Origin of the sequence: Myxococcus sp. RHSTA-1-4 (genome assembly GCF_020037125.1) — a bacterium.
GTDB lineage: Bacteria > Myxococcota > Myxococcia > Myxococcales > Myxococcaceae > Myxococcus.
On sequence record NZ_JAIQDG010000024.1, the window covers coordinates 36,142 to 61,031 of the forward strand.

Annotated in this window: 23 protein-coding genes; 10 read left to right on the forward strand and 13 right to left on the reverse strand. The window is 71.1% G+C overall.

Annotated features, from left to right (window positions below; all coding sequences use genetic code 11):
• Nucleotides 1–54 precede the first annotated feature (54 nt).
• Nucleotides 55–759 (forward strand): YqiA/YcfP family alpha/beta fold hydrolase, encoded by a 705-nt coding sequence (locus K8638_RS28785; protein ID WP_223757859.1) that lies wholly within the window; start codon nucleotides 55–57, stop codon nucleotides 757–759.
• Nucleotides 760–799: 40 nt separating this feature from the next.
• Here the strand turns inward: K8638_RS28785 and K8638_RS28790 are convergent, their stop codons facing one another.
• Genes K8638_RS28790 through K8638_RS28805 form a run of 4 tightly spaced genes read right to left on the reverse strand, consistent with a single transcriptional unit; the run spans nucleotide 800 to nucleotide 3,272 of the window.
• The gene (locus tag K8638_RS28790) at nucleotides 800–1,339 is read right to left on the reverse strand and encodes a hypothetical protein (RefSeq protein ID WP_223757860.1); all 540 of its coding nucleotides are present in this window, start codon (nucleotides 1,337–1,339) and stop codon (nucleotides 800–802) included.
• 9 nt (nucleotides 1,340–1,348) lie between these two features.
• The gene (locus K8638_RS28795; RefSeq protein ID WP_223757861.1) at nucleotides 1,349–1,975 is read right to left on the reverse strand and encodes a hypothetical protein; all 627 of its coding nucleotides are present in this window, start codon (nucleotides 1,973–1,975) and stop codon (nucleotides 1,349–1,351) included.
• A 32-nt stretch (nucleotides 1,976–2,007) separates the two neighbouring features.
• On the reverse strand, nucleotides 2,008–2,505 hold the full coding sequence (locus tag K8638_RS28800) for a hypothetical protein (RefSeq protein ID WP_223757862.1): 498 nt from the start codon (nucleotides 2,503–2,505) through the stop codon (nucleotides 2,008–2,010).
• Nucleotides 2,493–3,272: a hypothetical protein gene (locus K8638_RS28805; protein ID WP_223757863.1), complete on the reverse strand. Its 780-nt coding sequence runs from the start codon at nucleotides 3,270–3,272 to the stop codon at nucleotides 2,493–2,495. The genes K8638_RS28800 and K8638_RS28805 overlap by 13 nt, the downstream gene beginning before the upstream one ends.
• A gap of 72 nt (nucleotides 3,273–3,344) precedes the next feature.
• Here K8638_RS28805 and K8638_RS28810 point away from each other — a divergent pair, with 72 nt between their 5' ends.
• Entirely contained in the window at nucleotides 3,345–4,058 is a 714-nt protein-coding gene (locus K8638_RS28810) for an esterase family protein (protein WP_223757864.1), read from the forward strand.
• Between the two features lie 16 nt (nucleotides 4,059–4,074).
• Here K8638_RS28810 and K8638_RS28815 read toward each other — a convergent pair whose 3' ends face one another.
• The 4 genes from K8638_RS28815 to K8638_RS28830 form a co-directional block, all read right to left on the reverse strand.
• Nucleotides 4,075–5,472, reverse strand: a complete 1,398-nt coding sequence (locus K8638_RS28815; protein ID WP_223757865.1) for an MATE family efflux transporter — start codon at nucleotides 5,470–5,472, stop codon at nucleotides 4,075–4,077.
• A gap of 160 nt (nucleotides 5,473–5,632) precedes the next feature.
• The gene (locus K8638_RS28820; protein ID WP_223757866.1) at nucleotides 5,633–7,741 is read right to left on the reverse strand and encodes a beta-propeller domain-containing protein; all 2,109 of its coding nucleotides are present in this window, start codon (nucleotides 7,739–7,741) and stop codon (nucleotides 5,633–5,635) included.
• Between the two features lie 131 nt (nucleotides 7,742–7,872).
• The gene (locus K8638_RS28825) at nucleotides 7,873–9,039 is read right to left on the reverse strand and encodes a TIGR02266 family protein (protein ID WP_223757867.1); all 1,167 of its coding nucleotides are present in this window, start codon (nucleotides 9,037–9,039) and stop codon (nucleotides 7,873–7,875) included.
• 70 nt (nucleotides 9,040–9,109) lie between these two features.
• Nucleotides 9,110–10,936 (reverse strand): Hsp70 family protein, encoded by a 1,827-nt coding sequence (locus tag K8638_RS28830; RefSeq protein WP_223757868.1) that lies wholly within the window; start codon nucleotides 10,934–10,936, stop codon nucleotides 9,110–9,112.
• Nucleotides 10,937–11,124: 188 nt separating this feature from the next.
• Between K8638_RS28830 and atpH the strand changes: the two genes are divergently transcribed.
• From atpH to atpA, 3 genes are all read left to right on the forward strand, one after another.
• Nucleotides 11,125–11,673 (forward strand): ATP synthase F1 subunit delta, encoded by a 549-nt coding sequence (gene atpH / locus K8638_RS28835; RefSeq protein WP_223757869.1) that lies wholly within the window; start codon nucleotides 11,125–11,127, stop codon nucleotides 11,671–11,673.
• A 146-nt stretch (nucleotides 11,674–11,819) separates the two neighbouring features.
• The gene (locus K8638_RS28840; protein ID WP_223757870.1) at nucleotides 11,820–13,298 is read left to right on the forward strand and encodes a PAS domain-containing protein; all 1,479 of its coding nucleotides are present in this window, start codon (nucleotides 11,820–11,822) and stop codon (nucleotides 13,296–13,298) included.
• Nucleotides 13,299–13,467: 169 nt separating this feature from the next.
• The gene (atpA, locus tag K8638_RS28845; protein ID WP_223757871.1) at nucleotides 13,468–15,015 is read left to right on the forward strand and encodes a F0F1 ATP synthase subunit alpha; all 1,548 of its coding nucleotides are present in this window, start codon (nucleotides 13,468–13,470) and stop codon (nucleotides 15,013–15,015) included.
• A 123-nt stretch (nucleotides 15,016–15,138) separates the two neighbouring features.
• Here the strand turns inward: atpA and K8638_RS28850 are convergent, their stop codons facing one another.
• Nucleotides 15,139–15,987 carry an HAD family hydrolase gene (locus K8638_RS28850; protein ID WP_223757872.1) on the reverse strand — a complete coding sequence of 283 codons (849 nt, stop codon included), beginning with the start codon at nucleotides 15,985–15,987 and terminating at the stop codon, nucleotides 15,139–15,141.
• A 228-nt stretch (nucleotides 15,988–16,215) separates the two neighbouring features.
• On the opposite strand from K8638_RS28850, the gene K8638_RS28855 reads away from it, so the two are divergent.
• From K8638_RS28855 to K8638_RS28865, 3 genes are all read left to right on the forward strand, one after another.
• Nucleotides 16,216–16,590: a hypothetical protein gene (locus tag K8638_RS28855; RefSeq protein WP_223757873.1), complete on the forward strand. Its 375-nt coding sequence runs from the start codon at nucleotides 16,216–16,218 to the stop codon at nucleotides 16,588–16,590.
• 187 nt (nucleotides 16,591–16,777) lie between these two features.
• On the forward strand, nucleotides 16,778–18,259 hold the full coding sequence (locus K8638_RS28860; protein ID WP_223757874.1) for a hypothetical protein: 1,482 nt from the start codon (nucleotides 16,778–16,780) through the stop codon (nucleotides 18,257–18,259).
• A gap of 111 nt (nucleotides 18,260–18,370) precedes the next feature.
• A complete protein-coding gene (locus K8638_RS28865; protein WP_223757875.1) occupies nucleotides 18,371–19,231 on the forward strand; it encodes a hypothetical protein in 861 nt (286 codons plus the stop codon).
• Here K8638_RS28865 and K8638_RS28870 read toward each other — a convergent pair.
• On the reverse strand, nucleotides 19,225–19,638 hold the full coding sequence (locus K8638_RS28870) for a response regulator (protein WP_223757876.1): 414 nt from the start codon (nucleotides 19,636–19,638) through the stop codon (nucleotides 19,225–19,227). The two genes, K8638_RS28865 and K8638_RS28870, sit on opposite strands and share 7 nt — an antisense overlap.
• A 277-nt stretch (nucleotides 19,639–19,915) precedes the next feature.
• On the opposite strand from K8638_RS28870, the gene K8638_RS28875 reads away from it, so the two are divergent.
• The gene (locus K8638_RS28875; RefSeq protein ID WP_223757877.1) at nucleotides 19,916–20,800 is read left to right on the forward strand and encodes a hypothetical protein; all 885 of its coding nucleotides are present in this window, start codon (nucleotides 19,916–19,918) and stop codon (nucleotides 20,798–20,800) included.
• Between the two features lie 98 nt (nucleotides 20,801–20,898).
• On the opposite strand, the gene K8638_RS28880 is transcribed toward K8638_RS28875, so the two are convergent.
• Nucleotides 20,899–21,582, reverse strand: a complete 684-nt coding sequence (locus K8638_RS28880) for an NTP transferase domain-containing protein (RefSeq protein WP_223757878.1) — start codon at nucleotides 21,580–21,582, stop codon at nucleotides 20,899–20,901.
• A gap of 182 nt (nucleotides 21,583–21,764) precedes the next feature.
• Here K8638_RS28880 and K8638_RS28885 point away from each other — a divergent pair, with 182 nt between their 5' ends.
• Complete coding sequence (locus K8638_RS28885) at nucleotides 21,765–22,658, forward strand: alpha/beta fold hydrolase (RefSeq protein WP_223757879.1); 894 nt, start codon at nucleotides 21,765–21,767, stop codon at nucleotides 22,656–22,658.
• Between the two features lie 626 nt (nucleotides 22,659–23,284).
• On the opposite strand, the gene K8638_RS28890 is transcribed toward K8638_RS28885, so the two are convergent.
• Together K8638_RS28890 and K8638_RS28895 are read right to left on the reverse strand one after the other, a co-directional pair.
• Nucleotides 23,285–23,686, reverse strand: a complete 402-nt coding sequence (locus K8638_RS28890; RefSeq protein ID WP_223757880.1) for a hypothetical protein — start codon at nucleotides 23,684–23,686, stop codon at nucleotides 23,285–23,287.
• Between the two features lie 148 nt (nucleotides 23,687–23,834).
• Nucleotides 23,835–24,716 (reverse strand): ADP-ribosylglycohydrolase family protein, encoded by an 882-nt coding sequence (locus K8638_RS28895; protein ID WP_223757881.1) that lies wholly within the window; start codon nucleotides 24,714–24,716, stop codon nucleotides 23,835–23,837.
• Nucleotides 24,717–24,890: the final 174 nt, after the last annotated feature.

Below are 24,890 nucleotides of genomic sequence, written 5' to 3' on the forward strand. Positions count from 1 at the left end.
CACGAGCTGAATGTCCCACGCCAGCGGCGCGCGTGGCGGTTACAGTGCGCCGCCATGAGCACCTCGACTTCCCTCCCCGCCCCCATGAGTTCCCGGTGGCTGTACCTGCACGGCTTCGCCTCGGGGCCCGACTCGACGAAGGGCGTGGCCGTGGCGAGGCACTACGAAGCCCAGGGCATCCACGTGGAGCGCCTCAACCTCCGCGTGCCGTCCATGGAGCAGCTCCGCCTGAGCGCGATGCTGGACACGGTGAAGGCGGCGCTCGGTGGGCCCCAGGAGCGCGCGGTCCTCTTCGGATCCAGCCTGGGCGGGCTCGTGGCGGCACGGATGGCCGAGCAGGACGCCCGCGTGTGCGCGCTGGTGCTGCTGGCTCCGGCGTTCCGGGTGGTGGAGCAGCTCCACCGGCGCATGGGGGACGCGGGGTGGAAGCACTGGCAGACGACGGGGTGGATTGAGACGGACGACTTCGCGGAGAAGCGCAAGGTGCGCATCCACTCCGGATTCATCGCGGACGCGGAGGCGGTGGATGCACGGACGGGAGGCTGGCCCGACGTGCGGGTGCCCACGCTCATCATCCACGGGCGCGAGGATGACACCTGTGACATCCGCTACTCACGCCAGTGGGCCGAGGGCCGGCGCCACGTCCGCGTCGTGGAGGTGGACGACGGCCACGAGCTGACGGCGTCCCTGCCCCGAATCAATGCCGAGGCCGACGACTTCCTCCGTGCGTGGGGAGTGAACCGACCCTCGCCGCGGTGACGGTGCTCAAGTCCACCAGGGGATGTCCATCCCCAGCCCGCTACTGCGCCAGGACATCGAGCACCCCGGAGAGGGTGGTGGCGTTCAGAGCCTTGTCGAACCAGCGGTCCAGCGTGGCCGTGTCCGTGCAGGAGAGGATGCGCTGCCGGGCCTCCTCGCCCACGGGCACGCCCCGCGCGGCGAGTATTCGCAGGATGTCCTCGGCACGCCCTCGAGTCACCCCCTCTTCCCGGCCCCGAGCCAGGCCCTCCTCCAGCCCCCGCTGGCGGCCCCGCTCAATGAGTTCCTCGCCATAACTCCGCATCAGTTCCTCCGCGCGATGCTCGCCCAGCACCGAGTTTAGCACCCGCCCGGCCGCTTCTTGTGTCCCCTCGTCCCCCACCAGCAGCAGGTAACGGATGAGCATCTTCAGCTGCTCCGCGCCCTCGGGGCCCGCCTGCACCTGGGCGAAGAGCGCCACCCACTCCGGCAACTTCCGGACCAGCTCCCCGCTCCGTCCATACCGCAGCAGCAGCCACGCCAGCCGGGCCAGCGGTGGACCCGGCCGCGCCGGACTCTCCATGACGAGAGAGAATGGCAACGCATCGACTCACGGCAACCATTCACTCCCGGCAAGCACCTGCACGGCGCCCCGCTCGTCATAGACAGTCCCCACCGGGCGGAACCCATCACCCTGACTGACCGTGACGACCCGGCTGAAGCCGACGAATCCATGGACGGTGCACTTCCCTGAGCCCTCCAGGGAAAACACCAGCACGTCACGCTCCCAGGTCGCTCCGGTCCGCTGATTCAGGAACCGCGTCGGCCGCCATGAAGCCCGCCCCGGCGCCCCCTCCATCCGCCCCTGAAGCGAGAGCACCTCGACACCATTCGGCTCGACAAGGTCGATGGGAATCGCGCAGGCCCGCTCTCCACCGCGCCTGTCACCCGTCAAGTCAGCGACGTGACCGATGAACCACCTGTCCCTGCCTTCGTCGTCGGGAGCACTGAAGAAGACCGCGCAGTACCCCAACGCCCCCGTGGACCGCGATGAGGCCGCATGCTTCAACATGCGCTCGCATCCAGCCTCGGAGAGCTCGTCTACGTCGTCATAGGGGCCCGCCAGGGGTCCCTCGTAACGAACGGGCCCGTTCGGGTCCTCGCGTACCCGGATATCGAGGTCCGCACGGGACGTCGCACAGGCGCCTGCACCGCCCATCAGCAGCAGGGTTCCCACCACAGTCCATCGCATGAATCCCCCCGATTCGCTCAACGCACGCGAAGAACGCGGCCACGACCATCCACGACGTACTCGGCCCCTCCATCGAGGATGGCCGTCGTCAACCCGCACCGCTCAATCACAGGAGTGAACGCCACAGAGAAGAGGCCGTCCCCATACGGCAGCACGAGCGCGTCGTAGGTCTCCCTGCGCGACAGACATTCCTCCAGAGGCGTGTACCCATCCTTCCAGCGCACCTTCGTCCCGGGAGGAAGGAAGTCCCTCATCGCGACCTCGAGCGCGGCCACAGCGGGGCCCTGCAACTCCACTGCGCCCTCGTAGGACTGGGGCAGAGGCACCTTGTCACTCTCTTCCTGGGGAAGCGTCTCCGCCTTCTCGAGCTTGTAGTAGCCAAAGTATGAGCAGCCACTCAGCACTCCGCCCAGGGCCACGGCGGCGAAGAACCGTCCGACGACTCCGGCCGGGTGCACAGCGCACAGACGACGCATCGAATCCGGCATTCTCCACCTGATGGTCAGCGCTGCCATCCGCGCCCCTCCACCGGCCTGAAGGTCCCCCAGCGTCCCTCGGCTCTCCCAATCAAGAGCCAGCGCCCCTCACGCAGCGCATACACGCCTCGCGTGGCATAACTGTATTTGAACGAGCTACACGCCCCATCCGGCTCCCTGTGGAAGACGAACAACTCGCGCTCCCACACCCGGTTCGTCCATGTGTCATGGAATCGGGAGACTCCAAATGGCGACCAGCCCTCGCTCCTCCCCCGCCGCATGTCCCGCGGAGAGAACTCCCGGTCATGGGGAGGGTTGTGCCCTGGCCCCAGGATGAGGGTCCTCTTCCCGCCCTGGCCGTTGAACATGTGATTGAGCGCGAGAGGAACCTCGCAGGCCTTCACACCGCTGGAGTCCTCGCGGCTGAAGTCAGAGAAGTAGCTCAAGAAGTACGCCTTCTCTTCAATCGAGTAGTACGACAGCGCGCAGTACTCCTCCCCGAGCCGTCTGTTCGTGGCTCCCGGCTGTCGCGTCATCAGCTCACACGCGTGTGTGGCCAACTCCTCCGTCCCTTCGAACGGTCCCGCGGCGGGTCCATCGACCCGGAGCATCCCGTTCGGCATGCGCACGACCCGGATGAGCGGGTTGGGCGTGCCGCATCCCCACCCGAAGCCTCCCGTCAGCAAGACCAGGAGCGTGGCACGAGCACAAGCCTGGACATGCATCCTTCCCCCCAGCGTGCCCGCGACCCGGGCACGGGATATGAGCCTATCGAGCACCCCCCTTCCCCGCGCCCGGGTGTTCACTCCCACCCCACCCGGGCCCACCCGCCCGATGCCATTGCTCGCCGTCAACGCAACGAGATTAAGCTCCGGCCCATGAACCGCGAATACCACCGCTGGCGTAGTGAGCGCCTGAACCGGGACATGGAGGTGCTCCTCTTCGGCCACTCGGGCGAGCCGGTGATGTTGCTGCCCACGAGCAAGGGCCGCTTCTACCAGGCCGAGGACTTCGGCCTCATCGGCGCCATCGCCGACCGCATCCAGTCCGGCCGGTACATCGTGGTGTGTCCGGACTCGGTGGACGAGGAGTCCTGGTTCAACAAGTCCATCCACCCGCGCGAGCGCGTCATCCGCCACCAGCAGTGGGAGGACTACCTCCTCCACGAGGTCGTCCCGCTCCTCACCCGCCGCAGCACCGGCGGCCGCCTCACCCTCGCCGGGTGCAGCTTCGGCGGCTTCCACGCCTACAACGTCGGCCTGCGCCACCCGCACGTCTTCCGCCGCCTCATCTCCATGGGCGGCAAGTTCGAGACCGACGAGTTCCTCGACGGCCACAACGACTCGGACGTCTACTTCCACTCGTGCACGCAGTGGCTGCCCGGCGTGAATGACCCGGCCCAGCTCTCCGCCCTGCAGCGCGTGGAGATGGTCCTCGCCGTGGGCGAGCACGACTTCTGCCGCCCCTCCAACGAGCACCTCTCCAGCCTCCTGTGGAAGAAGGGCATCGGCAACCACCTCGCCGTCTGGCAGGGCGGCACCCACGACTGGCCCGTATGGCGGCAGATGATTCAGCAGTACCTGCCCTGGTAGCCGCCGCGCCGGACGCCTACGCCTCCAACGGGCGCAGCGTGCCGGCGCTCAGCCGGTGGAAGCGCCACAGCAGCGCCACCGCCACGGCGATGAGCCCCGCGCACAGGCCCCACCAGATGCCCACCACGCCCAGGCCCAGCCCGAAGCCCAAGAGCAGCGTCAGCGGCAGGCCGATGGCGTAGTGGCCCACCATGTTGGCCACGAAGGTGAAGTGTGTGTCACCCGCGCCGCGCAGCACGCCCGCGCCCACGCCCTGCACCCCGTCGAACACCTGGAAGACGGCGCTCACCATCAGCAGCGGCACCACCAGCGGCAGCACGTCCTCCGGCGCCCCGGCCAGCTCCGCCAGCGCCCGCGGGAAGACGGCGAACACCAGCGCCCCCAGCGCCATGAAGCCCGCGCCCCCCGCGAAGGCCATGAACCCGCTCAGCCGCGCCTGCGGCGTGTTGTGCGCCCCCACCGCCCAGCCCACCCGCACGCTGCCCGCGTTGCCAATGCCCATGGCCACCGTGAAGGTGACGCTCGAGAAGGAGATGGCAATCTGGTGCGCCCCCACGCTCGCCGGGCCCAGGCCTCCCGCCAGCACGCCCGCCAGCGCGAACACACCAATCTCCGCGGAGATGTGGAGGCCAATCGGAATCCCCACCCGCGCGGCCTGCGCCAGGTCCGCCCACACCGGCGTGCGCACGGGCCGCCCCGCCCCCTCCAGCGGCCGGCCCCGCACCGCCATCAGGACGATGCCCAGCTGCAGCATCGTGCACAGCGTCGTGGCCAGCGCCGAGCCCGCCACCCCCATGGCCGGCACCGCGCGCAGCGGCCCGAAGTACGCCGGCAGCTCCGCCCCGCCGAACACCAGCAGGATGTCCGCGCCCAGGTTGAGGAGGTTGGCCACCACCGTGGCCACCACCAGCGGCCGCGTGAAGGCGGTGGACTGGAGGTACGAGCGCATCGTCAGGAAGGCCAGCATCAGCGGCATGCTCGGCGCGCGCCACAGCAGGTAGTCGCCCGCGCCAGCCACCTCCGCCGCGCCAATCCCCGCCAGCGGCAGCAGCGCCGGCGTCGCCAGCAGCAGCGAGCCCAGCAGCACGCCCGCGAACAGCGCCATCCATCCGCCCTGCCACAGCAGCGCCCGCGCCCGGCTGAACTGGCGCGCGCCCATGGCCTGCGACAGCAGCGGGTCGAAGCCCATCATCAGCCCTATGCCGAAGCCGCTGACGGCGAAGAACAGGCCGTTGCCGAGCCCCACCGCCGCCAGCGCGGACGTCCCCGCCCGCCCCACCACCAGCGTGTCCACCAGGCCCATGAGCGCCTGGCCGCCCTGGGCAATGGCGATGGGCAGTGCCAGCCGGGTCAGCTCACGGAGCTCCGTACGGAGGGGCTTCACGGACAGGGACGGAGTCACGGCGGTGGACATGGCAGGCGCGCCTATAGCGTCTTCCGGGAGGGAATGCGCTCCCCACCTGTGACGCCCCGCCGCTCCCCGGCCTGACCGGGGAGGGCGGTTTCCTCCTCGTGACATCCGCCCTACAGGGGAGCAGGCCTGCTCACCCCCACGCCGGCCCCGCCGGGCCACATCACGGAAGCATGGGCGGCTGGAAGAGCGAGGTGGCCACCGGCGTCTGGAGGGCATCCACCTTCGACACGCGCAGGCCCGCGTCGGAGATGGCGTAGACGTAGTCATCCGCCATGACGCTGCGGCGCACCGTGGGCTGCCAGTACCACGTCCAGTTCCGGAAGTTGAACACCTGGTACGCATCCTTCATGGACATGGCCCCCACCGGGGTGATGCCGGCGGCGGTGTCCACGCGGAACACGCGCAGCTCGCTGCGGAAGCCGCTCCAGTAGTCGTAGGCGTTGGAGTCCCAGTCCGTGAAGGGCACCGCCAGCAGCCCCTTGGCCGGGAAGAAGTTGAACGCCTTGTGCTCCCAGAGCGCCTCGCTGTAGCCGCTCGTCGAGCCGACGAGCTGCGTGAAGGACTCCTTCGGGTTCGCCAGGTCGCTCACGTCGAACAGCGTCAGCTTGAGCGAGCGGCTCTGCCAGCTCCCCGTCTCGTCCCGGTGCTCACCCAGCGCGAGCAGGTGCGTGTCGCCCACCGGGTGGATGTACGTGGAGAAGCCCAGCACCTTGAGCTCACCCACCTTGCGCGGGTGCGCCGGGTCGCTCAGGTCGAAGGTGAAGAGCGGGTCCGTCTGCCGGAAGGTGACGACGTAGCCCTTCTTCCCCACGAAGCGCGCGCTGAAGATGCGCTCCCCCTCCGCCAGGTCCTCGCTGCGCCCCGCCTCCACCAGCCGCCCGTCCTCCTCGCGGAACGTCACCACGCGGCTGACCGTCTTGAGGGTGCCCCACCTCGGGTTCGTGAGGTCCGGCACCCGGGTGCTCACGGTGGCGGCCACGCGCAGCACGCCCTCGTGCTCGTCCAGGGAGAACTGGTTGGAGATGTGGCCCTCCATGGTGCCGCTGCCCACGTAGGTGGCGCGGCCCGGGTCGCGGATGTCGAACTTGTGCAGGTACGCGGAGTCCGTCTGCCCCGGCTCCGGCCACCACCACCAGTGGTTCGTCGCCAGGTAGAGCGAGTCCTTCGACGCGTACACCTCGCCCGGCGCCGTCACCAGGCTGGTGCGGCTGGGCGCGGACTCGCTCGCGTCCAGGTTCATGGACAGCACCGTCACGAAGCCCAGCCCCGTGGGCGCGTTGGCGCGCAGGAAGTCCGAGCACTCATACACCAGCGGCGTCACCTTCCCGGCCGCGTCCACGCGCCGGCCCGGCGGCAGCCACTGCTCCAGCGTCTGGGCGCGGATGAGCTGCTCGTTCTTCTCGATGAGCGCATCCACCACCTTCGCCAGCCGCTCCTTGTCCTCGTACAGCCCCTGCTCGTATTCCGGGGAGAAGCGCACGTCGCCCGGCCAGCGGAACGCATCGGAGAGCACCATCCGCACCGCGCCGTCCACGCGCCGCGAGTTCAGGTAGCCGCCCGGCAGGTACACCTGCTCCACCACCTTCGGCGCCGCCGCGTCCGCGACGTCCACCACCGTCACCTTCAGGGTGTCGCCGTACATGTAGCCGCACCCGAAGCCGGCGCAGTCCACGGCCGGCTCCGCGCCCACGCCACCGCCCGTCAGCGAGGGCCGGCCCGGCCTCTTCTCGTACACCTGCGAGGCGATGACCAGCCGGTCGCGCTCCTTGTCCAGCAGCATCTCCCGAGGCCAGCCCTCCACCTCCAGCGCGGCCGTGCGCACGAGCTGCTCCGCCGGCCACGAGCGGTGCACGTACAGGCGCGGGCCGGACAGCACGAAGATGCGCGTGCCGTCGTTCTGCACGAAGTCCGCCTCGTGCACGCCCTCCACCTGGTTGTTGGTGCCCGTGTAGTCGTCCGGCGCGCTGCCGCCGGAGTCGGCGTCCTCCGGGGGCGCACCGGCCGTCGGCACGCCATCCATCCGTTCATCGAAGGGAATGCCCCACCAGCCGCCGCTCCCCTGGTTCTTGATGGACTCCAGCGACGCGCGCATCTGCCGCGTCGCGCTGTCCTCGATGTGCTTCTCCAGGGCCTGACAGTCGGGGAAGGCCTCCAGCCTCGCCGCCGACTGCACCGGCTCGTTCGTCAGCTCCGGCGACCTGCCCGAGCCACCGCAGCCCGCCGCCACCACCGCCAGCCCCATCCACCCATAGCGATTCCACTGCCGCATAGACCCTCCGCTTCATGTCGGCCCCACCGGCGCCACACCGGCGGCCGGCGGCCCCTCTGCCACCCCCATGCCAGGGGCCGGAGGCGACCCAGGTGCCGGAACTTCCAGGGGTTTGAGGGAGCGGGGGCCTCTCAGAAACCTGAGACGCGAGGGGAACCCGAGAGCGGAAAACCGAGGGTCCGCGGCACGAAGCGGACGAACTGCTGGGTCAGCGACGCGTCCATGCGCTCCAGCCGCAGCCCCATGCCGGCGGGTGCACGGAAGGGGCCGGGGGGACGCGGCGGGTTGGACCAGGCCACCGTCGCCTCGGCGGTGTTGGGCGTGCGCTGGCCGGCCAGCAGCACCTTCAAGGACAGCCGCGCGCCCTCCCTCGCCGGGGTGAGGGTGCGCACGAAGAGGGCCTCCGGGCTCGCGTCGTGGCTGAAGCCGGACATCGTCGCGCCGCCCGGCGGGGTGAACTCCACCACGGTGAAGAAGGGCACGCGCTCCGCGGCGCGCAGGGGGGTGAGCCCCGGCACCAGCCGCCCCAGCACGCGCCCCAGCAGCTCGTCCGCGCTCAGGTGACGCTTCTCCAGCAGCGGCGCGCCCGCCAGCGCGTGCGCGCGGGAGAGCACCTCCGGGGACTCCTCCGCGCGTGTCAGCAGCACCAGCGGCTTGCGCGTGTGCACCTCGCGCAGCCGCGCCGCCAGCCCCAGCGCCTCGCGCGGGGTGCGGGACACGTCCACCACGAAGCCGTCGAGCTGCGCGCCATACTCGGCGGCCAGCCGCGCCGCGTCCTCGGCGTCGCGCGCGTAGAGGACGTGCAGGCCTTCCTGCTCCAGCGCGCCGCCCAGGAAGGTGTGCAGGAAGCGCCCGCCCTCCACCAGCAGCACCCGGCGCCCGCGCGGAGCGCCCTCGCGCGCCCGCTCCCGCGCCGCGCGCACCGCGGCCAGCTTCGACTCCAGCGCCTCCAGCGCCACCGGCTTGGGCAGGAAGTCATCCGCGCCCGCGCGCCAGCAGTGCATCACCTCGTGCGGCTCGCCGGCGGAGGTGAACATGATGACGGGCACGTTGCGGCCCGCCGGGTGCGCCTTCACCAGGCGGCAGACCTCGTCCCCCTGCATGCGCTCCATCCGCAGGTCCATGAGGATGAGCGAGGGCACGCGGCGGGACAGCTCGGCCAGGCAGGCCTCGCCCCCTTCCAGCGCCACGGCCTCGCAGCCCAGCCGCGCCAGGTGCAGGCGGACCACCTCGCGGGCGGTGCGGGAGTCGTCCACCACGAACACTGTGTCGCGCGCGGCGGGGATGGGGGTGCTCATGGATGCACGGATAGGAAGGAGGGGGAAGGGCAACCACGGGCCCCGCGGGCCAGCGTTGGGGGCTGGACGCTCAGGCGCGCGACTCCTGGCGACCGGACAGCAGTTGCGTGAGCTGGCGAGCAATCGCGGCGCACCGCGCCGGGTCCCCCTTCTCCAGCGCGCTGCGGCCACCCTCGAGCAGTTGCTGCACGGTGACGACGGCGGCCTCGGCCTCGGGGCTGGGGTTCTCCTGGGCGCTCTTCTGGAGCAGGCGCGCCAGCTTGTCCCCGCGCTCCAGCAGCTTGCGGAACAACTCCTCCGCGCGCTTCGCGTCCACCACGCCCTGGGCCTGCGCGTAGTGGGCCTGCTCCGCGCCCAGCTTCTCCGCCTCGGCCTGGGGCATGCCCGGCCGCGCCTCCAGGCGCACCGTCTCCATGTTGCCGGTGGTGAGGTCCGTGGCCTTCACCGCGAGGATGGCCTCGCTGGACAGCTCGAACACCACCTCCAGCGGCACCTCTCCGCGCGCGGCCACGTGCAGGTTCTTCAGCACCACCTCGCCCAGCTTGTGGTTCTCGTCCTGGAACTCGCTCTCCCCCTGGTACACGGGGATGCGCGCCTCCTGCTGGCCGGCGGTGCCCGGGAAGAAGATGTCGCGCGCCACCACCGGCACGCCCGTGTTCTTGGCGATGAGCCGCTTCACGCGCCCGCCCATCACCCCCACGCCCAGGCTCTGGGCGGCCACGTCCAGCAGCAACGCGTTGCCGGACTGGCGCAAGAGCTCATCCGCCTGCACCGCCGCGCCCAGCGCCACGGCCTCGTCCGGGTGCACGTCCGTGGACGGCGCGCGCCCGAAGAAGTCCGCCACCAGCCGGCGCACCAGCGGCACGCGCGTCATGCCCCCCACCAGCAGCACCACGTCCACCGAGCGCGGGTCCATCTTCGCCTCGCGCATCACCCCCTGGCACACCTCCAGGCAGCGGCGCGACAGCGGCTCGGACAGCGTCTCGAAGAAGGAGCGCGTCAGCACCGTCTCCAGCTCCGTCGTGCGGCGGCTGCCGCCGGCGTGGTCGCCCAGCCCGGTGACGGAGATGGACGCCTCGTCCTGCTCCGTCAGCGCGCGCTTGGCGGCCTCCGCGGCCACCTTCAGCCGGCGCAGGCTCGGCGCGTCCTGCGACACCACGTGCCGGAGGTCGTCGTCCACCTGCGCCAGCAGCCACTGGACGATGCGCTGGTCGAAGTCCTCGCCGCCCAGCCGCGGGTCTCCGCCCGTGGCGCGCACCTCGAAGACGCCGGCCTTCACCTCCAGGATGGACACGTCGAAGGTGCCGCCGCCCAGGTCGAACACCAGCGCGTTGCCCTCGAAGCCGCGGGACAGGCCGTAGGCCAGCGCCGCCGCGGTGGGCTCGTTCACCAGCCGCACCACGTCCAGCCCGGCGATGGTCGCCGCCTCGCGCGTGGCCTGGCGCTGGTTGTCGTCGAAGTTGGCGGGCACCGTAATCACGCACTTGGTGACGGTGCGGCCGAAGTGCGCCTTCGCGTCCAGGGCCAGCTCGCCCAGAATCATCGCGGACACCTGGGTGACGGGCACCACGCGCCCGGCCAGCCTCACGCGCACGTCACCGGACGAGCCCGCCACCAGGGGGTACGGCACCAGCGCCTTCGCCTCCTGCACCAGCTCCGGCGTGTAGCGGCGCCCCAGGAAGCGCTTGGTGGCCCACACCACGGAGTCCGGGTGCTCCTGCGCGAGCGCCTGGGCCGCCTGTCCCACGAGGCGCTCACCCGCCCGGGTCATGCCCACGACGGACGGCGTCAGCCGCCCACCCGCGCGCGAGGGGATGAGGCGCGCGCGTCCGTCTTCAACGGTCGCCACGGCGCTGTTGGTGGTACCCAGGTCGATGCCGATGACGGGGTCGTGCATGGGGGTTGTCAGGACACCACGCTACGGGTGTTCCGGCCACCTCGCCAAGTCCCCTATTTCCCAACCCCCCATGTACCGGCCGCTCCCCCGCCCTCCAGGCCCTCTCATGGGTGCGATGCCGGACCGCGAGAGGCGGGGTGCCACGGCCGTTGCCCGGGGGGTTGGCCCGTGCTAAGGGCGCGGCCGTCATGGCCAACGTGTCCATCGCCCGCCGCTACGCCCGTGCGCTCCTCGACGTCGCCTCGGAGGCCGGCCGTATCGATGCCGTCGCCGAGCAGCTCACCGCCTTCGCCAGTGCCTTCGCGAAGAACGCCGAGCTGTCGGACGTGCTCCTCAACCCCGCCTACACCCGCCCCCAGCGCAGCCAGGTGGTGGAGGGCGTGATGAAGGCCTTCCCGGGCGGCGTGGACCCCGTCCTGGCCAGCACCCTGCGCCTGCTGGTGGACCGCAACCGCCTCGCGTACCTGGCCGACATCGCCCGCCTCTTCGGCGACATGGCGGATGCCCGTGCCGGCCGCGTCCGGGGCCGCGTCACCAGCGCCGCTCCCCTGGCGCCCGACGCCCTCGCCAGCCTCCAGCAGACGCTGCAGCAGCTCACCCAGCGCAACGTCATCCTGGAGACGCGCGTGGACCCCTCCCTCCTGGGTGGGGTGTCCGCCCAGGTGGGCAGCATCCTGTATGATGGCAGCCTCCGCACCCAGCTGGAGGAGATGCGCCGCGAGCTGAAGCAGCGCTGACGTCTGGCCGCCCGTCGGGCAGCCAACTTTCCAGGTCGGCTTCTCACCCCGCAGTCCAGGGCAAACCGGTATTTCCAGCGGGCCTGGGTAAGGGGTATACTCTCCGCTGACGCGGGACAAGCCCGCGTTTTCCGGACGACCTGAACATGCCGCAGTCCCTGCTCCACTGGCTTCCCGAAGGCACGCCCACACCGGCGTCGCCAGAGGAGTCGAGGCCCTTCCTGGGCGCGTTGCTCAACGCCCCGGGTTGTGGCGTGGCCCTGGTGGACCGGGAGCTGCGGCCGGTGTGGGTGAACGCGGCGCTGGCGGCGCTCTCCGGAATGGAGGCGCGCGCGCACCTCGGCCGGCCCCTGGCGGAGCTGTGGCCCCAGGTGGCCCCGGCGCTGTCGCCCCTGCTGGCGCGCGCGCTGTCGGGCGAGGACGTGGTGGAGGAGCCGCTCTCGGGGGTGCTGTCGTGCGCTACCGGGCTGCTCCACCTGCGGGTGGGTGCCTCGCCCGCGCTCAACGGCGGCGTGCTGTCCGGCGTGGTGCTCTGGGTGCGCGACGAGACGGAGCGCGTCCGCGCGGAGCAGCGGCTGGCCGAGCGCGAGGCGCACATGCGCGGCCTCGCGGACGTGGCGTGTGACGGGTACTTCGTGCACGAGGGCGGCACCGTCATCGACGCCAACCGCGCGCTGGCGCACCTGCTGGGACATGCGTCGCCGGAGGAGATGCTCGGCCGGCACGTCTCCGAGTGGGTGTCACCGGAGTTCCGCCAGTCCGTGGCGGCGGCGATGAGCCGGGGCGTGGAAACCCCTTACGAATTGATGGTCCTGCGGCGCGACGGCCAGCGGCTTCCCATTGAAGTGCTGGCGAAGCACGTGACGTGGGAGGGCCGGCCGGCGCGGCTGGCGGCCGTCTGGGACATCAGCAGCCGCAAGTCCGCGGAGGAGCGCGCGGCGCGCACGGAGCACTTCCGGGACCAGCTCCTGGGCGTCATGGGCACGGACCTGCGCACGCCCTTGCAGGCCATCCAGCAGGGCACCGGGGCGCTCCAGCGCCTGGGTGGACTGGAGGAGCCCCAGCGGCGGCTGGTGGGCCACATGGCCCAGGCGGCGCGGCGCATGGAGCGGATGATCCACGAGCTGCTGGACTTCACCCGGGAGCGGCTCGCCGGAGGGCTGGTGATGCGCCCCGAGCCGGGCGTGCTGGACGAAGTCGTCCAGCGGGTGGTGGAGGAGCGCAGGCAGGCCCACCCGGGGCGGACGCTGCTGTTGGAGAAGGAGGGAGACCTCCGGGGCCGGTGGGACGCGGCCCGGCTGGCGCAGCTCACGGACAACCTGCTGGGCAGTGTCCTCCAGCACGGCCCGGAGGACGCGCCGGTGTCGCTGCGGCTCACCGGCGCGGTGGGAGGCGTCACCCTCTCCGTGCACAGCGACGGCCTGGTGGTGCCCGCCGAGGAGCACGCCACCCTCTTCGAGCCCTTCCGCCGGGGCCGCCCCGCCAGTCCGGACGGGCTGGGGCTGGGGCTCTACATCGCCCGGCAGATTGCCCTGGCCCACGGCGGCCGGCTCACCGTGGAGTCCCGCAACCACGGCGGCATCCGCTTCATCGTCTGGCTGCCGCGAGAGGCCGCCGCCCTCTGAGGAGGGCCCGCCCGCCAGCTCCCCTACTTACCGGGGCCATCACCGCTGGAAAGCGACACGCACGGTGCGCATTGCAGCGGGGGGGTGTGCATGGTAAGGGGCCCCGACTTCTAGCTTTCGGCGGCCTTCCCCACATCGGGCCGCCCCTGTGCAAGGACGCGAAACGCCCATGGAAATCCGCGCCGACGAGATCAGCAGAATCATCCGGGAGCAGATCAAGGATTACGGCAAGAAGGTCACCGTCGCGGAGACTGGCACCGTGCTGTCCGTCGGTGACGGTATCGCCCGCATCTACGGCCTCGAGGGCGCCCTCGCCGGTGAGCTGGTGGAGTTCGCCAACGGCGTCCAGGGCCTCGTGCTGAACCTCGAGGAGGACAACGTCGGCGTCGCCATCATGGGTGACTTCCAGGGCATCCGCGAGGGCGACACCGTCAAGCGCACCGGGCAGATTGCCTCCGTGCCGGTGGGCAAGGGCCTGCTGGGCCGCGTGGTGGACCCGCTCGGCAAGCCGCTGGACGGCAAGGGCCCCATCGTCGGCACCGAGGTGCGCCGCCTGGAGGTGAAGGCGCCCGGCATCGTGAAGCGCAAGAGCGTGCACGAGCCGCTGCAGACGGGCATCAAGGCGCTGGACGCGCTGGTGCCGGTGGGCCGTGGTCAGCGCGAGCTCATCATCGGTGACCGCCAGACGGGCAAGACGGCCGTCGCCATCGACACCATCATCAACCAGAAGGGCCTGGGCGTTTACTGCATCTACGTCGCCATCGGCCAGAAGCAGTCCACGGTGGCCCAGGTGGTGGAGAAGCTGACCCGCTTCGGCGCCATGGAGTTCACCACGGTGGTGGCCGCCAACGCCTCGGACCCGGCGCCGATGCAGTTCTTCGCGCCGTACGCCGGCGTGGCCATGGGCGAGTACTTCCGCGACAACAAGATGCACGCCCTCATCGTGTACGACGACCTGTCCAAGCAGGCCGTGGCGTACCGCCAGCTGTCGCTGCTCCTGCGCCGCCCGCCGGGCCGCGAGGCGTACCCGGGCGACGTGTTCTACGTCCACAGCCGCCTGCTGGAGCGCGCCGCCAAGCTGTCCGACGAGGAGGGCGCCGGCTCGCTGACCGCGCTCCCCATCATCGAGACGCAGGCCGGTGACGTGTCCGCGTACATCCCGACCAACGTCATCTCGATTACGGACGGGCAGATCTTCCTCGAGACGGACCTGTTCTTCTCCGGCGTCCGCCCGGCCATCAACGTGGGCCTCTCGGTGTCCCGCGTGGGCTCCGCCGCTCAAATCAAGGCCATGAAGCAGGTGGCCGGCACCATGAAGCTGGAGCTGGCGCAGTACCGCGAGCTGGCCGCCTTCGCCCAGTTCGGCTCCGACCTCGACAAGGCCACGCAGGAGACGCTGGCCCGCGGCGCCCGCATGGTGGAGCTGCTCAAGCAGGGCCAGTACGAGCCGCTGCCCGTCGAGCAGCAGGTCATGCAGATCTACGCCGCCACCAACCGCGACGACCCCAAGAAGCGCGGCTGGATTCGCGACATCCCGGTGTCCGACGTGGTGCGCTGGATGCGTGAGTTCCTGGAGTTCACCACGGGCAAGCACCCGGAGATCGCCAAGGACATCTCGACCCGGCGCGAGCTGACCAACGACACCAAGGCCGCGCTGAACAAGGCCATCGCCGAGTTCAACGAAATCTTCCAGCCCACGCCGGGCGCGAAGGTCTAATCAGCCTCCTCGGCCGACACGCGAGCCCCGCTCCCTTCCCAGGGACGCGGGGCTTCGTGTTTTCCGGAGGGGAACGGCCGGGCCCGCCGCCTCCGCGTGGACCCGGCCGCCCGCGCGCCGCCCTCAGCGCAGGCGCGGCAGCAGGGCGCGCAGGCTGCGGTCCACACCGCCCCGGATGCCGAGGCCCTCAATGGCCTTCAGCTCGTAGGGCAGCACGTTGTCCCGGGCCACGAGCTGCACGTGCGCGCCCAGGGCCGCCGGCAGCGCCAGGTCCAGCTCGTAGATGTCTCCGGCCACCAGCGTCTCCTCCGGCCGCGAGCCGGTGGCGTCCCAGACGCGCTTGAGCGCCTCGAAGTAGCGGCCCCGGCGCAGGTAGATGGGCCGGCGCAGCACCCCGTCCAGCACCTGCGTCTCCGGCACCGCGGCGAAGCGCGCGTCCGGCGCATCCGGCGCGTCCAGCAGGAACTTGCGCGCGTCCCCGGACACCTTCAGCCGCTCACGCCCCTTCGGCGCGAGCTGGTCCAGCTTCTTCTCCACCAGGTCCGTGTGCGCGTTCGTTACCACCGTCACCGGCAGGCCCATGGCCAGCAGCGCCTCCAGCACCTCCTTCGCCTCCGGCTTGAAGGCGGTGGCCGAGTACGCATACGCCTCGCGGTAGAGCGTCTGCACCGCGTCCGAGCGCCGCGCCTCGTCCGCGCCCATCCCGAAGCGCTGGAGCAGCCGGTGCGCCGCGCACGTGGCCGTCAGGTACGGGTCCGCCGTCGCCGGCGCCACCACCCGGCCGCCCAAATCCCACCCCAGCGCGTCCGCCCCCGCGCGCAGCACGGCGACCTCCTCCTCCCACGCCGCCTCCAACTCCTGGCCCAGCACCCGTGCCAGCCCCTGGCGGAAGTGGACGAGGAACGGCGCGCTCTCCGCCGCCACGTCCGTGAAGGTCCCGTCGAAGTCCAGCACCACGCACGAAATCGCCATCAAGCCCACCGAATCACGAAGAAGGGAAAGGGTCCGGATGACGCCCCGCCCCCGCCCCTGAAATCAAGCCCGGTGGCGAGCGGCCCCACCGAAATTTTCCGGACAGCCTCGTAAAGCGAGCGGCCGCTGCCGTGGGGACGGCCCGGGCGCGGAGAAGCAGCCAGCGCGCGAGTCGCAGACTCGCCGCCTTGAGGCCTACCCCGGTGGGCTCGCTAGCCTCGGGGGCATATGGAAGCGGAAGCGACTCAGCGAGGTGAGCCGGCACGGCGACGCCGGGCGTGGCTGCCCTGGGGCCTGCTGGTGGGCGTGGTCGCGCTCGCCACGTCGGGGGCCTGGGCGGGCTCGCGCTCCATCTCCGCGCTGGTGGAGCGCAACGGGCAGCTCGAGCGCGAGGCCGCCGAGTCCGAGGCGCGCGTGGCGGAATTGCAGGCCCTGCGCGAGGCGCAGTCACGCCGGCTGCGGACGCTGGAGCAACAGCACCAGGCCGCGCTCGCCGCCGCGACGGCCGCCACCGCGTGCGCCGCGCCGCCCGAGGCCCCCGCCTCCCAGGGCCGGCCCGAGCCCCGGCGCACCGGCAAGGGCAAGAAGGTGGCCCGGCGCTGAGGCCACCGAAGGTTCCGCCTCGGGGACGTTGTCCATGCGTCCACAGCCGTCCGCGCGCTGTGGCCCCGGAGGCCACAACGGGCGCGCGCTTCAGGTGCAACCCCTCGAAAGGACGGGGACCGGGCCGCGGCCCGCCGTGTGCTACCCGGTGCCCACGCGTTCACTTCCCTTCCGAGGTCCGTTCCCAATGTCGCCCTGTGTTCCCCGTGCCTCCTCGCGGCGCCCGCTGGCCGCGCTCGCGTGCCTGGCCGCGCTGCTGCTCCCGGCGTCCCGGGCCGCGGCCGAGCCCGGCATCCGCATCCTGAACTCGCTCGCCACGCAGGACCTGGAGCTCAACGCCCTCACCACCAACCGCGAGTCGCTGAAGGCCCTCAGCACGGGCCCGCTGAACTCCGACGCCTTCGCCAACGACTGGAGGCTGAAGCACCAGCTCGAGCACCCGCCCGCGCAGCGTGTCATGCAGTACCTCGTGGAGTGCGCCCTGCCGCCGACGTCCGCGGTGAAGTGGAAGAGCCAGGCGGGCGTGGGGTACGTCTTCCAGGGCGCCGCGGGCCTGTGCCCGGAGTGGGAGAAGGACGCGCCGAGCCTCGAGTGCCAGGGCTACGTGACGGCGTGCCTGCTGGCGCGCAACAACGCGTACCACCTCGCGGTGGACATCTCCATGCGCGGCGAGGACCCACGCGACGCGAAGCGCTTCAACCCGTCCGGCGCCTCCGTGGAGTGGAGCCCCATGTTCCTGCCCTGCGACACGGGCGGCTGGGGCCTGACGCCCGAGTGCGGCTGGCTGGGCGAGAGCGTGGGCCAGTGCACCCCGGGCACCACGGTGACGGTGGCCGCGGGCGCGCCGTACCCGGGCTCATGCACGGGGAAGGTGGGCGACATCAGCGGGGACCGCGTGCTGCGCGTGTGCAAGGACCCGGCGGGCTGCACCTGGGCGGACCGCCTGGCGGACGCGGACCGCAACACGTGCGGCGGCATCGCCCCCAGCGCCACCTTCGTCTGCCCCGCGGACGGCCAGTACAGCGTCATGTCCGCGCCCTATGACCGCTCCGCCACGCCCGGCTCGTGGGCGCGGCCGCGGGCCACGGCCGGCACGTACCCGGCGGCCCCCTTCGGCGCCTTCACCTTCCGAGAGGGCGCCTTCTTCGGCAACCTCTTCGACCCCGACGCGCTCTCCATCGAGGTGGTGCTGAACAAGGAGAAGAACTTCTACCCCACCCTCGTGAAGAAGGGCTTCCAGGGCTACCCCTACCTGAACGTCTTCGCCTGCCACAGCCGGGACTGGGTGTCCGGGGACGACCACCTGCGCTCCCGCATCTGCGCCAACGCCACCGTCGGCGGCGACAGCGTCTACGGCTGCCTGGCCCAGCCGGTGGGCCCGTGCGAGAAGGGCAGCGTCAGCCCCCTGCCGCCGAAGTGCGACGTGAGTGACGGGGCCAAGGTCCTCGGCGACGGCGACTTCGAGGTCTGCCAGGACGCCGCCGGCTACGCGCACCCCGAGCCCATCACCGTCTACCTGCGCAACCCCTGTGACTTGCTGCCTCCCGAGGCGCAGCAGGTGTGCACCACGACGTGCACCTACAGCTCCTACCCACCCGCCTGCACCACGAAGTGCCGGCCCAAGTCCCCGGGTGAGTGCCTCCAGAAGTACGAGCTACCCGGGCAGTAGGCCCCGGTGGGGTTGGCCGCGCCTCGGTGTTCAGGGTTGGATGAATAAAGCAGCCGGGCGGCCGTCCAGGATTCCGGCCGCCCATTGTCGGACCCACCGAGGAGCAGAACCGTGTCCCCACTTCGCGCCATGCTGTGTGCCGCGCTCTCACTCGGGCTGCTGCTGGGCCCGGGCCCGGCCGAGGCCCGCTTCGGCAAGCGCTCGCGGCCCAGCCAGAGCGACTCGAAGAAGGACGACAACACGCACGAGGCCACCCCGGTGGGCGAGGAGGACTCGGACGACGACGACGAGGACGACCGCCGCTCGCGGCCGCGCCGCCGGTACGTGCGCGAGCACCACGACGACTTCTCGGGCCTCAGCCTCTTCGCCGCCATCTTCACCAGCGGCAACCACCGGCTGGAGGTGCAGCCTCGGGGCCGGAGGGACAATGAGCTGCGTGGGGAGCGTCACGCGGCGCCGCTGTCCTTCCGCCTGGGCATGCAGGGCGGGCCCGTCACGGACGGCGGGGCGGTGGACCTCTTCATCGGCCTGGAGGGGCGGCGCTTCGGCGTGGACGCGCGCCTCACCGGCATGGGGCTGAGCACGGACGACGGGACGGAGGGCACGGACTCCATCCTGCTGACGGAGGCGCACCTCACCTGGGCGCTCATCTCCCTGGAGCGGATACGGCTGCGCGCGGAGGCCGGCGTGAGCACCGCGAGCGCGCCGGACATCTCCTTCGTGGGCCCCAGCCTGGGCATGTCCCTGGAGACCTGCATCGCGGGCCCGCTGGACTTGGAGGCGCGCCTGCAGATGACGCCCTTCCCCTACCGGCAGGTGGACGCGAGCGCCGCGCTGGCGCTGCACCTGGGCGCGGTGGTGCTGCGCGGCGGCTACCGGGGCCTGGTGCTGGATGATGCCGGACACGTGGACGGCGTCTCCCACGTGGACACGTTCCACGGCCCCTACTTCGGCCTGGGGCTCACCTACTGAGCGGAGGACCGCGGCGGCTTCCCGGCCTCCAGCCCGGGGCAGTGCCGGGCCACCGACGCCAGCAGCGCGCCCAGCTTGATGGGCTTGCGCAGCAATTCCACCGCGCCGGGCAGCATGGGCCCGGGCTCGCCCGTCATGCCCACCACCCGCGTCTCCCCGAAGCGCGCGTCCTCCCTCAGCCGCTCCACGAAGGCGCGGCCGTCCAGCCGGGGAATCTCCAAATCGAGCAGGACGAGGCAGGGCCCGGCCAGGGTGGACAGCACGCGCAGGCCCTCCGGGCCATTGATGGCCATGGCCACCTCATAGCCTTCGTCGTGCAGGGCCTCCGCCATGGTGCCCCGGATGTCCGGGTCGTCTTCCACGAGGAGGACCGTGGGCCGCGCCACTGCCTGGGTCACGGCTGCCACCCTAGCCTCTCCCGATTCGAGAGACACGCGTGTCGAACCTCCGGGGCCTCCCGAGGGTCCACCAGTGTTGGCCCCTGAGCATCCGCAGGGCCACGGGTCCGGGGGTGACGTTCCAGTCATGAGCGCGCCGCCGGGCGCCGGAAGGGGGCGCTGTCCACCGGCACACAGGAGACACTGGCCAACGGCACGCCCCTCCCGGGGGTCCATGGTCCGCCGCCCCGGGGAGGCGGTTGAATGACGCTCGAGACTCTCGAATCCCAGAGAAGAGGAGTGGACCGTGCCGTCTTCCAAGGCCGTGCTGTGCGCCGCGCTCGCCGCCAGCGCCCTGCTGGGCGCCCCCGACGCAGAGGCCCGCTTCGGCAAGCGCTCCTCCTCGTCTTCCGGTTCGAACAATTCGAGCCGCCCGAGCCGGAACAACGACTCGCGGCCCCGGAGCGACAGTGACAGGCCGCGTACGCACCGGGCGTCGCCGGTGCGCGAGGCGCCCGCGGCGCAGGATGACGACACGCCCCGGCGCCGGCGCTCGCGGGTGGCCCGCTCGATTCCCGAGGTCATCGTGGCGGGCGCCATCCTCGCCGCGCCCCCGCGTCGCTCCCGCGTGGCCGCCTTCACGCGGGTGACGCGGGAGCGGCACGAGCCCGTGCCCCTGCTGGTGCGCCTGGGCGTGCAGGGCGAGCGGCTCGGTGAGGGCGGGGCCCTGGGCATGTTCATGGCCATGGAGGGCCGGCGCCTGGGCCTGGACACCCGCGTCACGGGCATCTCCCTGCCGGCGGATGACGGCTCGGACGAGGTGGACCGCATCACCCTGCTGAGCGCGCACGTCACGGCGGCGCTGTGGGCGGGCCCTCGCGGCCGCATGCGCGTGGAGGCCGGAGCGGCCACCGCTCACGCGCCGGACATCATCTTCGTGGGCCCCAGCCTGGGCGCCTCGGTGGAGGCGTGCATCGGCCGCTCACCGGTGGACCTGGAGGCGCGCGTGCACGCCGTCCCCTTCCCGCACCGGCAGGTGGACGCGCAGTTCGGCATGGCCGTGCACCTGGGCGCCCTCAACCTGCGCGGCGGCTGGCGGGCCCTGTACCTCAACGACGCCGGCCATGTGGACGGCGAGATGCATGAAGACGCGCTCGGCGGTCCCTACCTCGGCCTGGGACTCACGTTCTGACGCGCGTGCCCCCGCCTGGCGGCGGACGGGCCCTTCCCTTCCCGGAAGCACTTCCGGGCCGGAGCCGCCCGAGAGGGGAAGCTCCGGCCCTCGGGGACTCACTCCTCGGACGCGGCGGCCATGGGCGCCGAGCCGCCACTCAGCTCCGCCACGGTGGTGGCCGTGGGAGCCGCCCGCTTGCCGCGGCGCTTCGGCGGAGGCGCCAGCCGTGGCGCCATTCCGAAGAGCCGCTCATACGTCTCCGGCGTGTTGATGTTGACGACCACGCCCGGGTCCTTCACCGGGACACGCCGCGTCTTCAGGCTCGAGAGCGCGGGCTCCACCTGCGCGCCCTCCGCGGTGCGCAGCCGCTCCACCGCGCCCCGGGAGAGCACCAGCGGCCAGCCGGGCGCTCCCTCGAACTCCGGACGGAGGACGTCGTCCGCCTCCCCAATCATCTTGAGGAGGGACTTGAGCGTGGAGGCCCGCAGCGCGGGCATGTCCACCGGGTGGAGGAGCACCACCTCCGCCCCGGCCTCCAGCGCGGCCTCGAGCCCCGCCTTCACCGAGGCCAGGGGCCCCTCCTGCCACCGCTCCGCCTCCACCAGGTCCAGGCCGGGGTGCTGCTCGCGGACGGCCTCGGAGTCCTTTCCCACCACCCCCAGCACCGAGCAGCCCGCCTTACCAAAGGTGGATGCCAATGACTGGAGGAAGCTCTTGCCTCCCTCGTGCTCGATGAGCGCCTTGGGATGGGCCATCCGCCGGGCCTCTCCCGCAGCGAGGATGATCGCCACTGCCTTCATGCCACGCCTCCTCCGCCCCCCAAATGAACGCCCAGCAGGCCCGGGGGCCTTCGGATAGAGGCTGTGGCCTCCTTGCAGGATTGCAGCCCGCCCCCAGGTGCGAGCCGTCAGCCAGCCGCCAGTCACTGGGAAAGGGTGTTGGCTTCAGGAGGAAGCGAGGGATTAAACGTCTACCGGCCACCATGGACGCCCTTCCCCCCTTCATCGCGAGCCTGCTCCCCTTCCGCTCCCACTTCGCGCCGGTGCGCTTCGGACCGAGGCAGTACCGGATGCACTACCTGGACCATGGAGACGGCCGGCCGGTGCTGCTCCTGCACGGCAACCCCACGTGGAGCTTCCTCTGGCGGAAGGTGATGGCGGCGCTGGAGGGGAGCGGCCTGCGCCTGGTGGCGCCGGACCTCATCGGGCTGGGGTTGAGCGACAAGCCGCACGCGCTGGCGGCGCACTCGCTGCGCAACCATGGGCAGGCGCTGCTGGATTTGGTGGAGCGGTTGGATTTGCGGGACGTGGTGCTGGGGGTGCAGGACTGGGGTGGGCCCATGGGCGCGTGGATGGCGGCGCGCTCGGGAGGGCGGGTGACGGGGCTGGTGGTGATGAACACGTCGGTGCTGACACCGCGCGCGTTCAAGGCGACGGCGTTCCACCGCTTCTCGCACCTGCCGGTGGTGAGTGACGTGGCGTTCCGCGTGTTCAACTTCCCGGTGCCGGTGCTGGGAAGGACGCAGGGGGACGCACGGAGCATCTCCGGCGACGTGGCGCGGGCGTATGCATGGCCGCTGCGGCACGTGGTGGACCGGGCCGCGCCGCTGGCGCTGGCGCGCATGGTGCCGAACCGGGAAGGACACCCCACGGTGGCGGAGCTGGCGGAGGGAGACGCGTGGGTCCGCGGCTTCCAGGGGCCCGCGGAGCTGGTGTGGGGACTGAGGGACCCGATTCTCGGGCGCGCGCTGAAGCGGCACCGCGAGGCGCTGCCTCATGCCCGTGTCACCGAGACGCAGGCGGGGCACTTCCTCCAGGAGGAGGTGCCGGAGGAAATCGCCGCGGCGGTGCGGCGGGTGGCTTCGGCGGGGGCGTGAGGCTTCCGGCGAGAAGCCGAGGCGTCACACACGCCGCGGCAGGGGCTCCCGAGCAATGAGAGTCCCTTGCTCCAGCGGAGGCCAGGGTCGCGCCGCCTGTCGCATTCAAGGCCAGTCACCTCGACGGAGACGTACACCTTCTCGAATGAGGCCATCAGCATCGACGTCGGCGGCTCCCTGCCCGCGGAGGACACCTGGGACTGAGCCTCGGCCGTTTCACTCACCTCTCCGCGCGGGCCTGCTCACGCCGCTCGCGCGGAGGGGAGTCGACGCGCAGCCGCCCTGGGCCCGGCCGCTCACCGTCGCCCTGCGGCACTCCCTTGAGCGCCCCAGCGAAGTGCTCCCCCGGCACGTCCAGTGAAGTGGACCCCGTTTCTCGGCTCTCCCGCACTTCGTATGGTTCAGCGGCGGCGAGCGGTGCGCACCGTTGAAGCCGGGAGTCCTCGGCCCAAGGCGCCGCCCACCTGAGAAGCTCCCTCCTCGGCCTTGCCGATGGTCGAGTACGCTGTCCACCTGCCTCGCTGCCCTGGTTCGCCGCTGCCTCAACCGCGACACGCTCCGGAACGGGCCGCGCGGCACCATGCGCTGGCCAGGCAACCACGTAACAACAAGGCGCGCGGCAACAACTACTCCATGGAGTCAAGTCGCCCCCGCGCGGCCTCTGCGACATCTTCATCAGGGTCGTTCGCCAGCTGCCGGAGTATCTCCATGGGAACCTTGGCGTTCATCGCGACTGCCTGACGAACACCAGCACTCGAATCATGCGACAACTTCAACAAGACGGCAGGCCCAGCTCGCCTTTTCATCGCAATCATGTCCCGAACAGCAGGGTCAGGGTCAGACGCAAGCACCGCAATGATGCTGGGCGGAATCGTCTTGTTATGAGCCACCCACTTCCTCATCTCTGGGAAGCGGCGGATCACATCGAGCCAGACTGATTCCTCCGCTGTCTCGTGAGCCGCACGCGAATACTCCTCTTGCTTGTCGCTCATGCGCAGGCGCACGAACTCCTCCGCTGTATCAATCACGGTTTCCCCTGGCGACTGCTCGGAGTCGCTCCGGCAGCAACTCGTACTCGTACACCGAGACGCAGGCGGGACACTTCCTCCAGGAGGAGGTGCCGGAGGACATCGCGGCGGCGATTCGACTGCTGGCGAGGTGGGCTCGGCGGTGGCGTCAGACTCGCAGAAGGAGGGGCTCCCGAGAAGCAAGCCACGTCGCGGGAATGGACGCAGGGCCCGCGCTCAACACGACGGTTCCGCCCACGATGGCGCAGGTGGTGTCTCTATCTCCAAAGCCAGACACCGTGTTCCAGAGGGCCTCCTCGAAAGAGTCGAGGTGCCTCGCCGCACACCACACGGCGAAGGGCACGGTGTCCTCGGAAATGACCTTCTGCCCACTGCCGAGCTCGCGCGCCGCCGAGGATGGACTGGCATCGAGCGGCCAGGCCCTGGCCCTCTCCAGCCCCTGCCGCGTTGCTCCGGCGGGCGTGTGGTCCAGCACCACCTCGAAGAGCTGCCTCGCGGAGCCGTGGGTTTCCGTCCACTGGCAGGCCCACGCGGCGGCGACCGCGATGGCAATCGCTCCCGCCTGTCCCTCCGGGTGCATGTGCGTCACCTCCGCCGAGGCCCGGGCCTCGGACACCACCCGGGTCATGTCTCCCGCGAAGTACGCCCCCAACGGCGCCACGCGCATGGCCCCGCCGTTTCCCATGGAGCCCTGACCATCGAACACCTCTGCGGACACCTCACGCCAAGGAAGACCGAGCCCGAGCTTCTGCAGGATGTCGTGCGCGGTGCCTCCATAGCCGCGATTCTTGTCGTTGCGGTAGCGAGTCGCAAAGAGGCGCGCCAGCGCGTCCTGGTCGATATGGCCGTGGTCTTCCAGCACCTGGACGATGGCAAGCGCCATCTCCGTATCGTCGGTGTACCGCCAGGGTGCGCGAGGCATGGCGCGCTGCTCCACCAGCGACTGCGCCAGCTCGCGCGAGACGAAGAAGCGCTCGCCGAACGCATCCCCGACGGACAATCCGTCCAGAGAGACGAGGGCGCGAGCCATCCGCGCGGCATGGTCAGAACGTTTTCGTGGGGAATCGCTCACGCTTCTACCTTCCAATCGCGGAACATGGCCGCCATCATAACCGGGGCATCAATCCAACATCACTCCTGGCGACCCACTCCCTTACAGCCTCCCCTCCTTGCGACACTGCCACCAAGAACGTTGGGCTCTTCT

Excerpts from the sequence above, each read along its gene's own strand:
- K8638_RS28785 (WP_223757859.1), top strand. The coding sequence starts at position 55 with ATGAGCACCTCGACTTCCCTCCCCGCCCCCATGAGTTCCCGGTGGCTG.
- K8638_RS28800 (WP_223757862.1), bottom strand. The coding sequence starts at position 2,505 with ATGGCAGCGCTGACCATCAGGTGGAGAATGCCGGATTCGATGCGTCGT.
- K8638_RS28810 (WP_223757864.1), top strand. The coding sequence starts at position 3,345 with ATGAACCGCGAATACCACCGCTGGCGTAGTGAGCGCCTGAACCGGGAC.
- K8638_RS28815 (WP_223757865.1), bottom strand. The coding sequence starts at position 5,472 with ATGTCCACCGCCGTGACTCCGTCCCTGTCCGTGAAGCCCCTCCGTACG.
- K8638_RS28820 (WP_223757866.1), bottom strand. The coding sequence starts at position 7,741 with ATGCGGCAGTGGAATCGCTATGGGTGGATGGGGCTGGCGGTGGTGGCG.
- K8638_RS28825 (WP_223757867.1), bottom strand. The coding sequence starts at position 9,039 with ATGAGCACCCCCATCCCCGCCGCGCGCGACACAGTGTTCGTGGTGGAC.
- K8638_RS28830 (WP_223757868.1), bottom strand. The coding sequence starts at position 10,936 with ATGCACGACCCCGTCATCGGCATCGACCTGGGTACCACCAACAGCGCC.
- atpH (WP_223757869.1), top strand. The coding sequence starts at position 11,125 with ATGGCCAACGTGTCCATCGCCCGCCGCTACGCCCGTGCGCTCCTCGAC.
- K8638_RS28840 (WP_223757870.1), top strand. The coding sequence starts at position 11,820 with ATGCCGCAGTCCCTGCTCCACTGGCTTCCCGAAGGCACGCCCACACCG.
- atpA (WP_223757871.1), top strand. The coding sequence starts at position 13,468 with ATGGAAATCCGCGCCGACGAGATCAGCAGAATCATCCGGGAGCAGATC.
- K8638_RS28850 (WP_223757872.1), bottom strand. The coding sequence starts at position 15,987 with ATGGCGATTTCGTGCGTGGTGCTGGACTTCGACGGGACCTTCACGGAC.
- K8638_RS28855 (WP_223757873.1), top strand. The coding sequence starts at position 16,216 with ATGGAAGCGGAAGCGACTCAGCGAGGTGAGCCGGCACGGCGACGCCGG.
- K8638_RS28860 (WP_223757874.1), top strand. The coding sequence starts at position 16,778 with ATGTCGCCCTGTGTTCCCCGTGCCTCCTCGCGGCGCCCGCTGGCCGCG.
- K8638_RS28880 (WP_223757878.1), bottom strand. The coding sequence starts at position 21,582 with ATGAAGGCAGTGGCGATCATCCTCGCTGCGGGAGAGGCCCGGCGGATG.
- K8638_RS28885 (WP_223757879.1), top strand. The coding sequence starts at position 21,765 with ATGGACGCCCTTCCCCCCTTCATCGCGAGCCTGCTCCCCTTCCGCTCC.
- K8638_RS28895 (WP_223757881.1), bottom strand. The coding sequence starts at position 24,716 with ATGGCTCGCGCCCTCGTCTCTCTGGACGGATTGTCCGTCGGGGATGCG.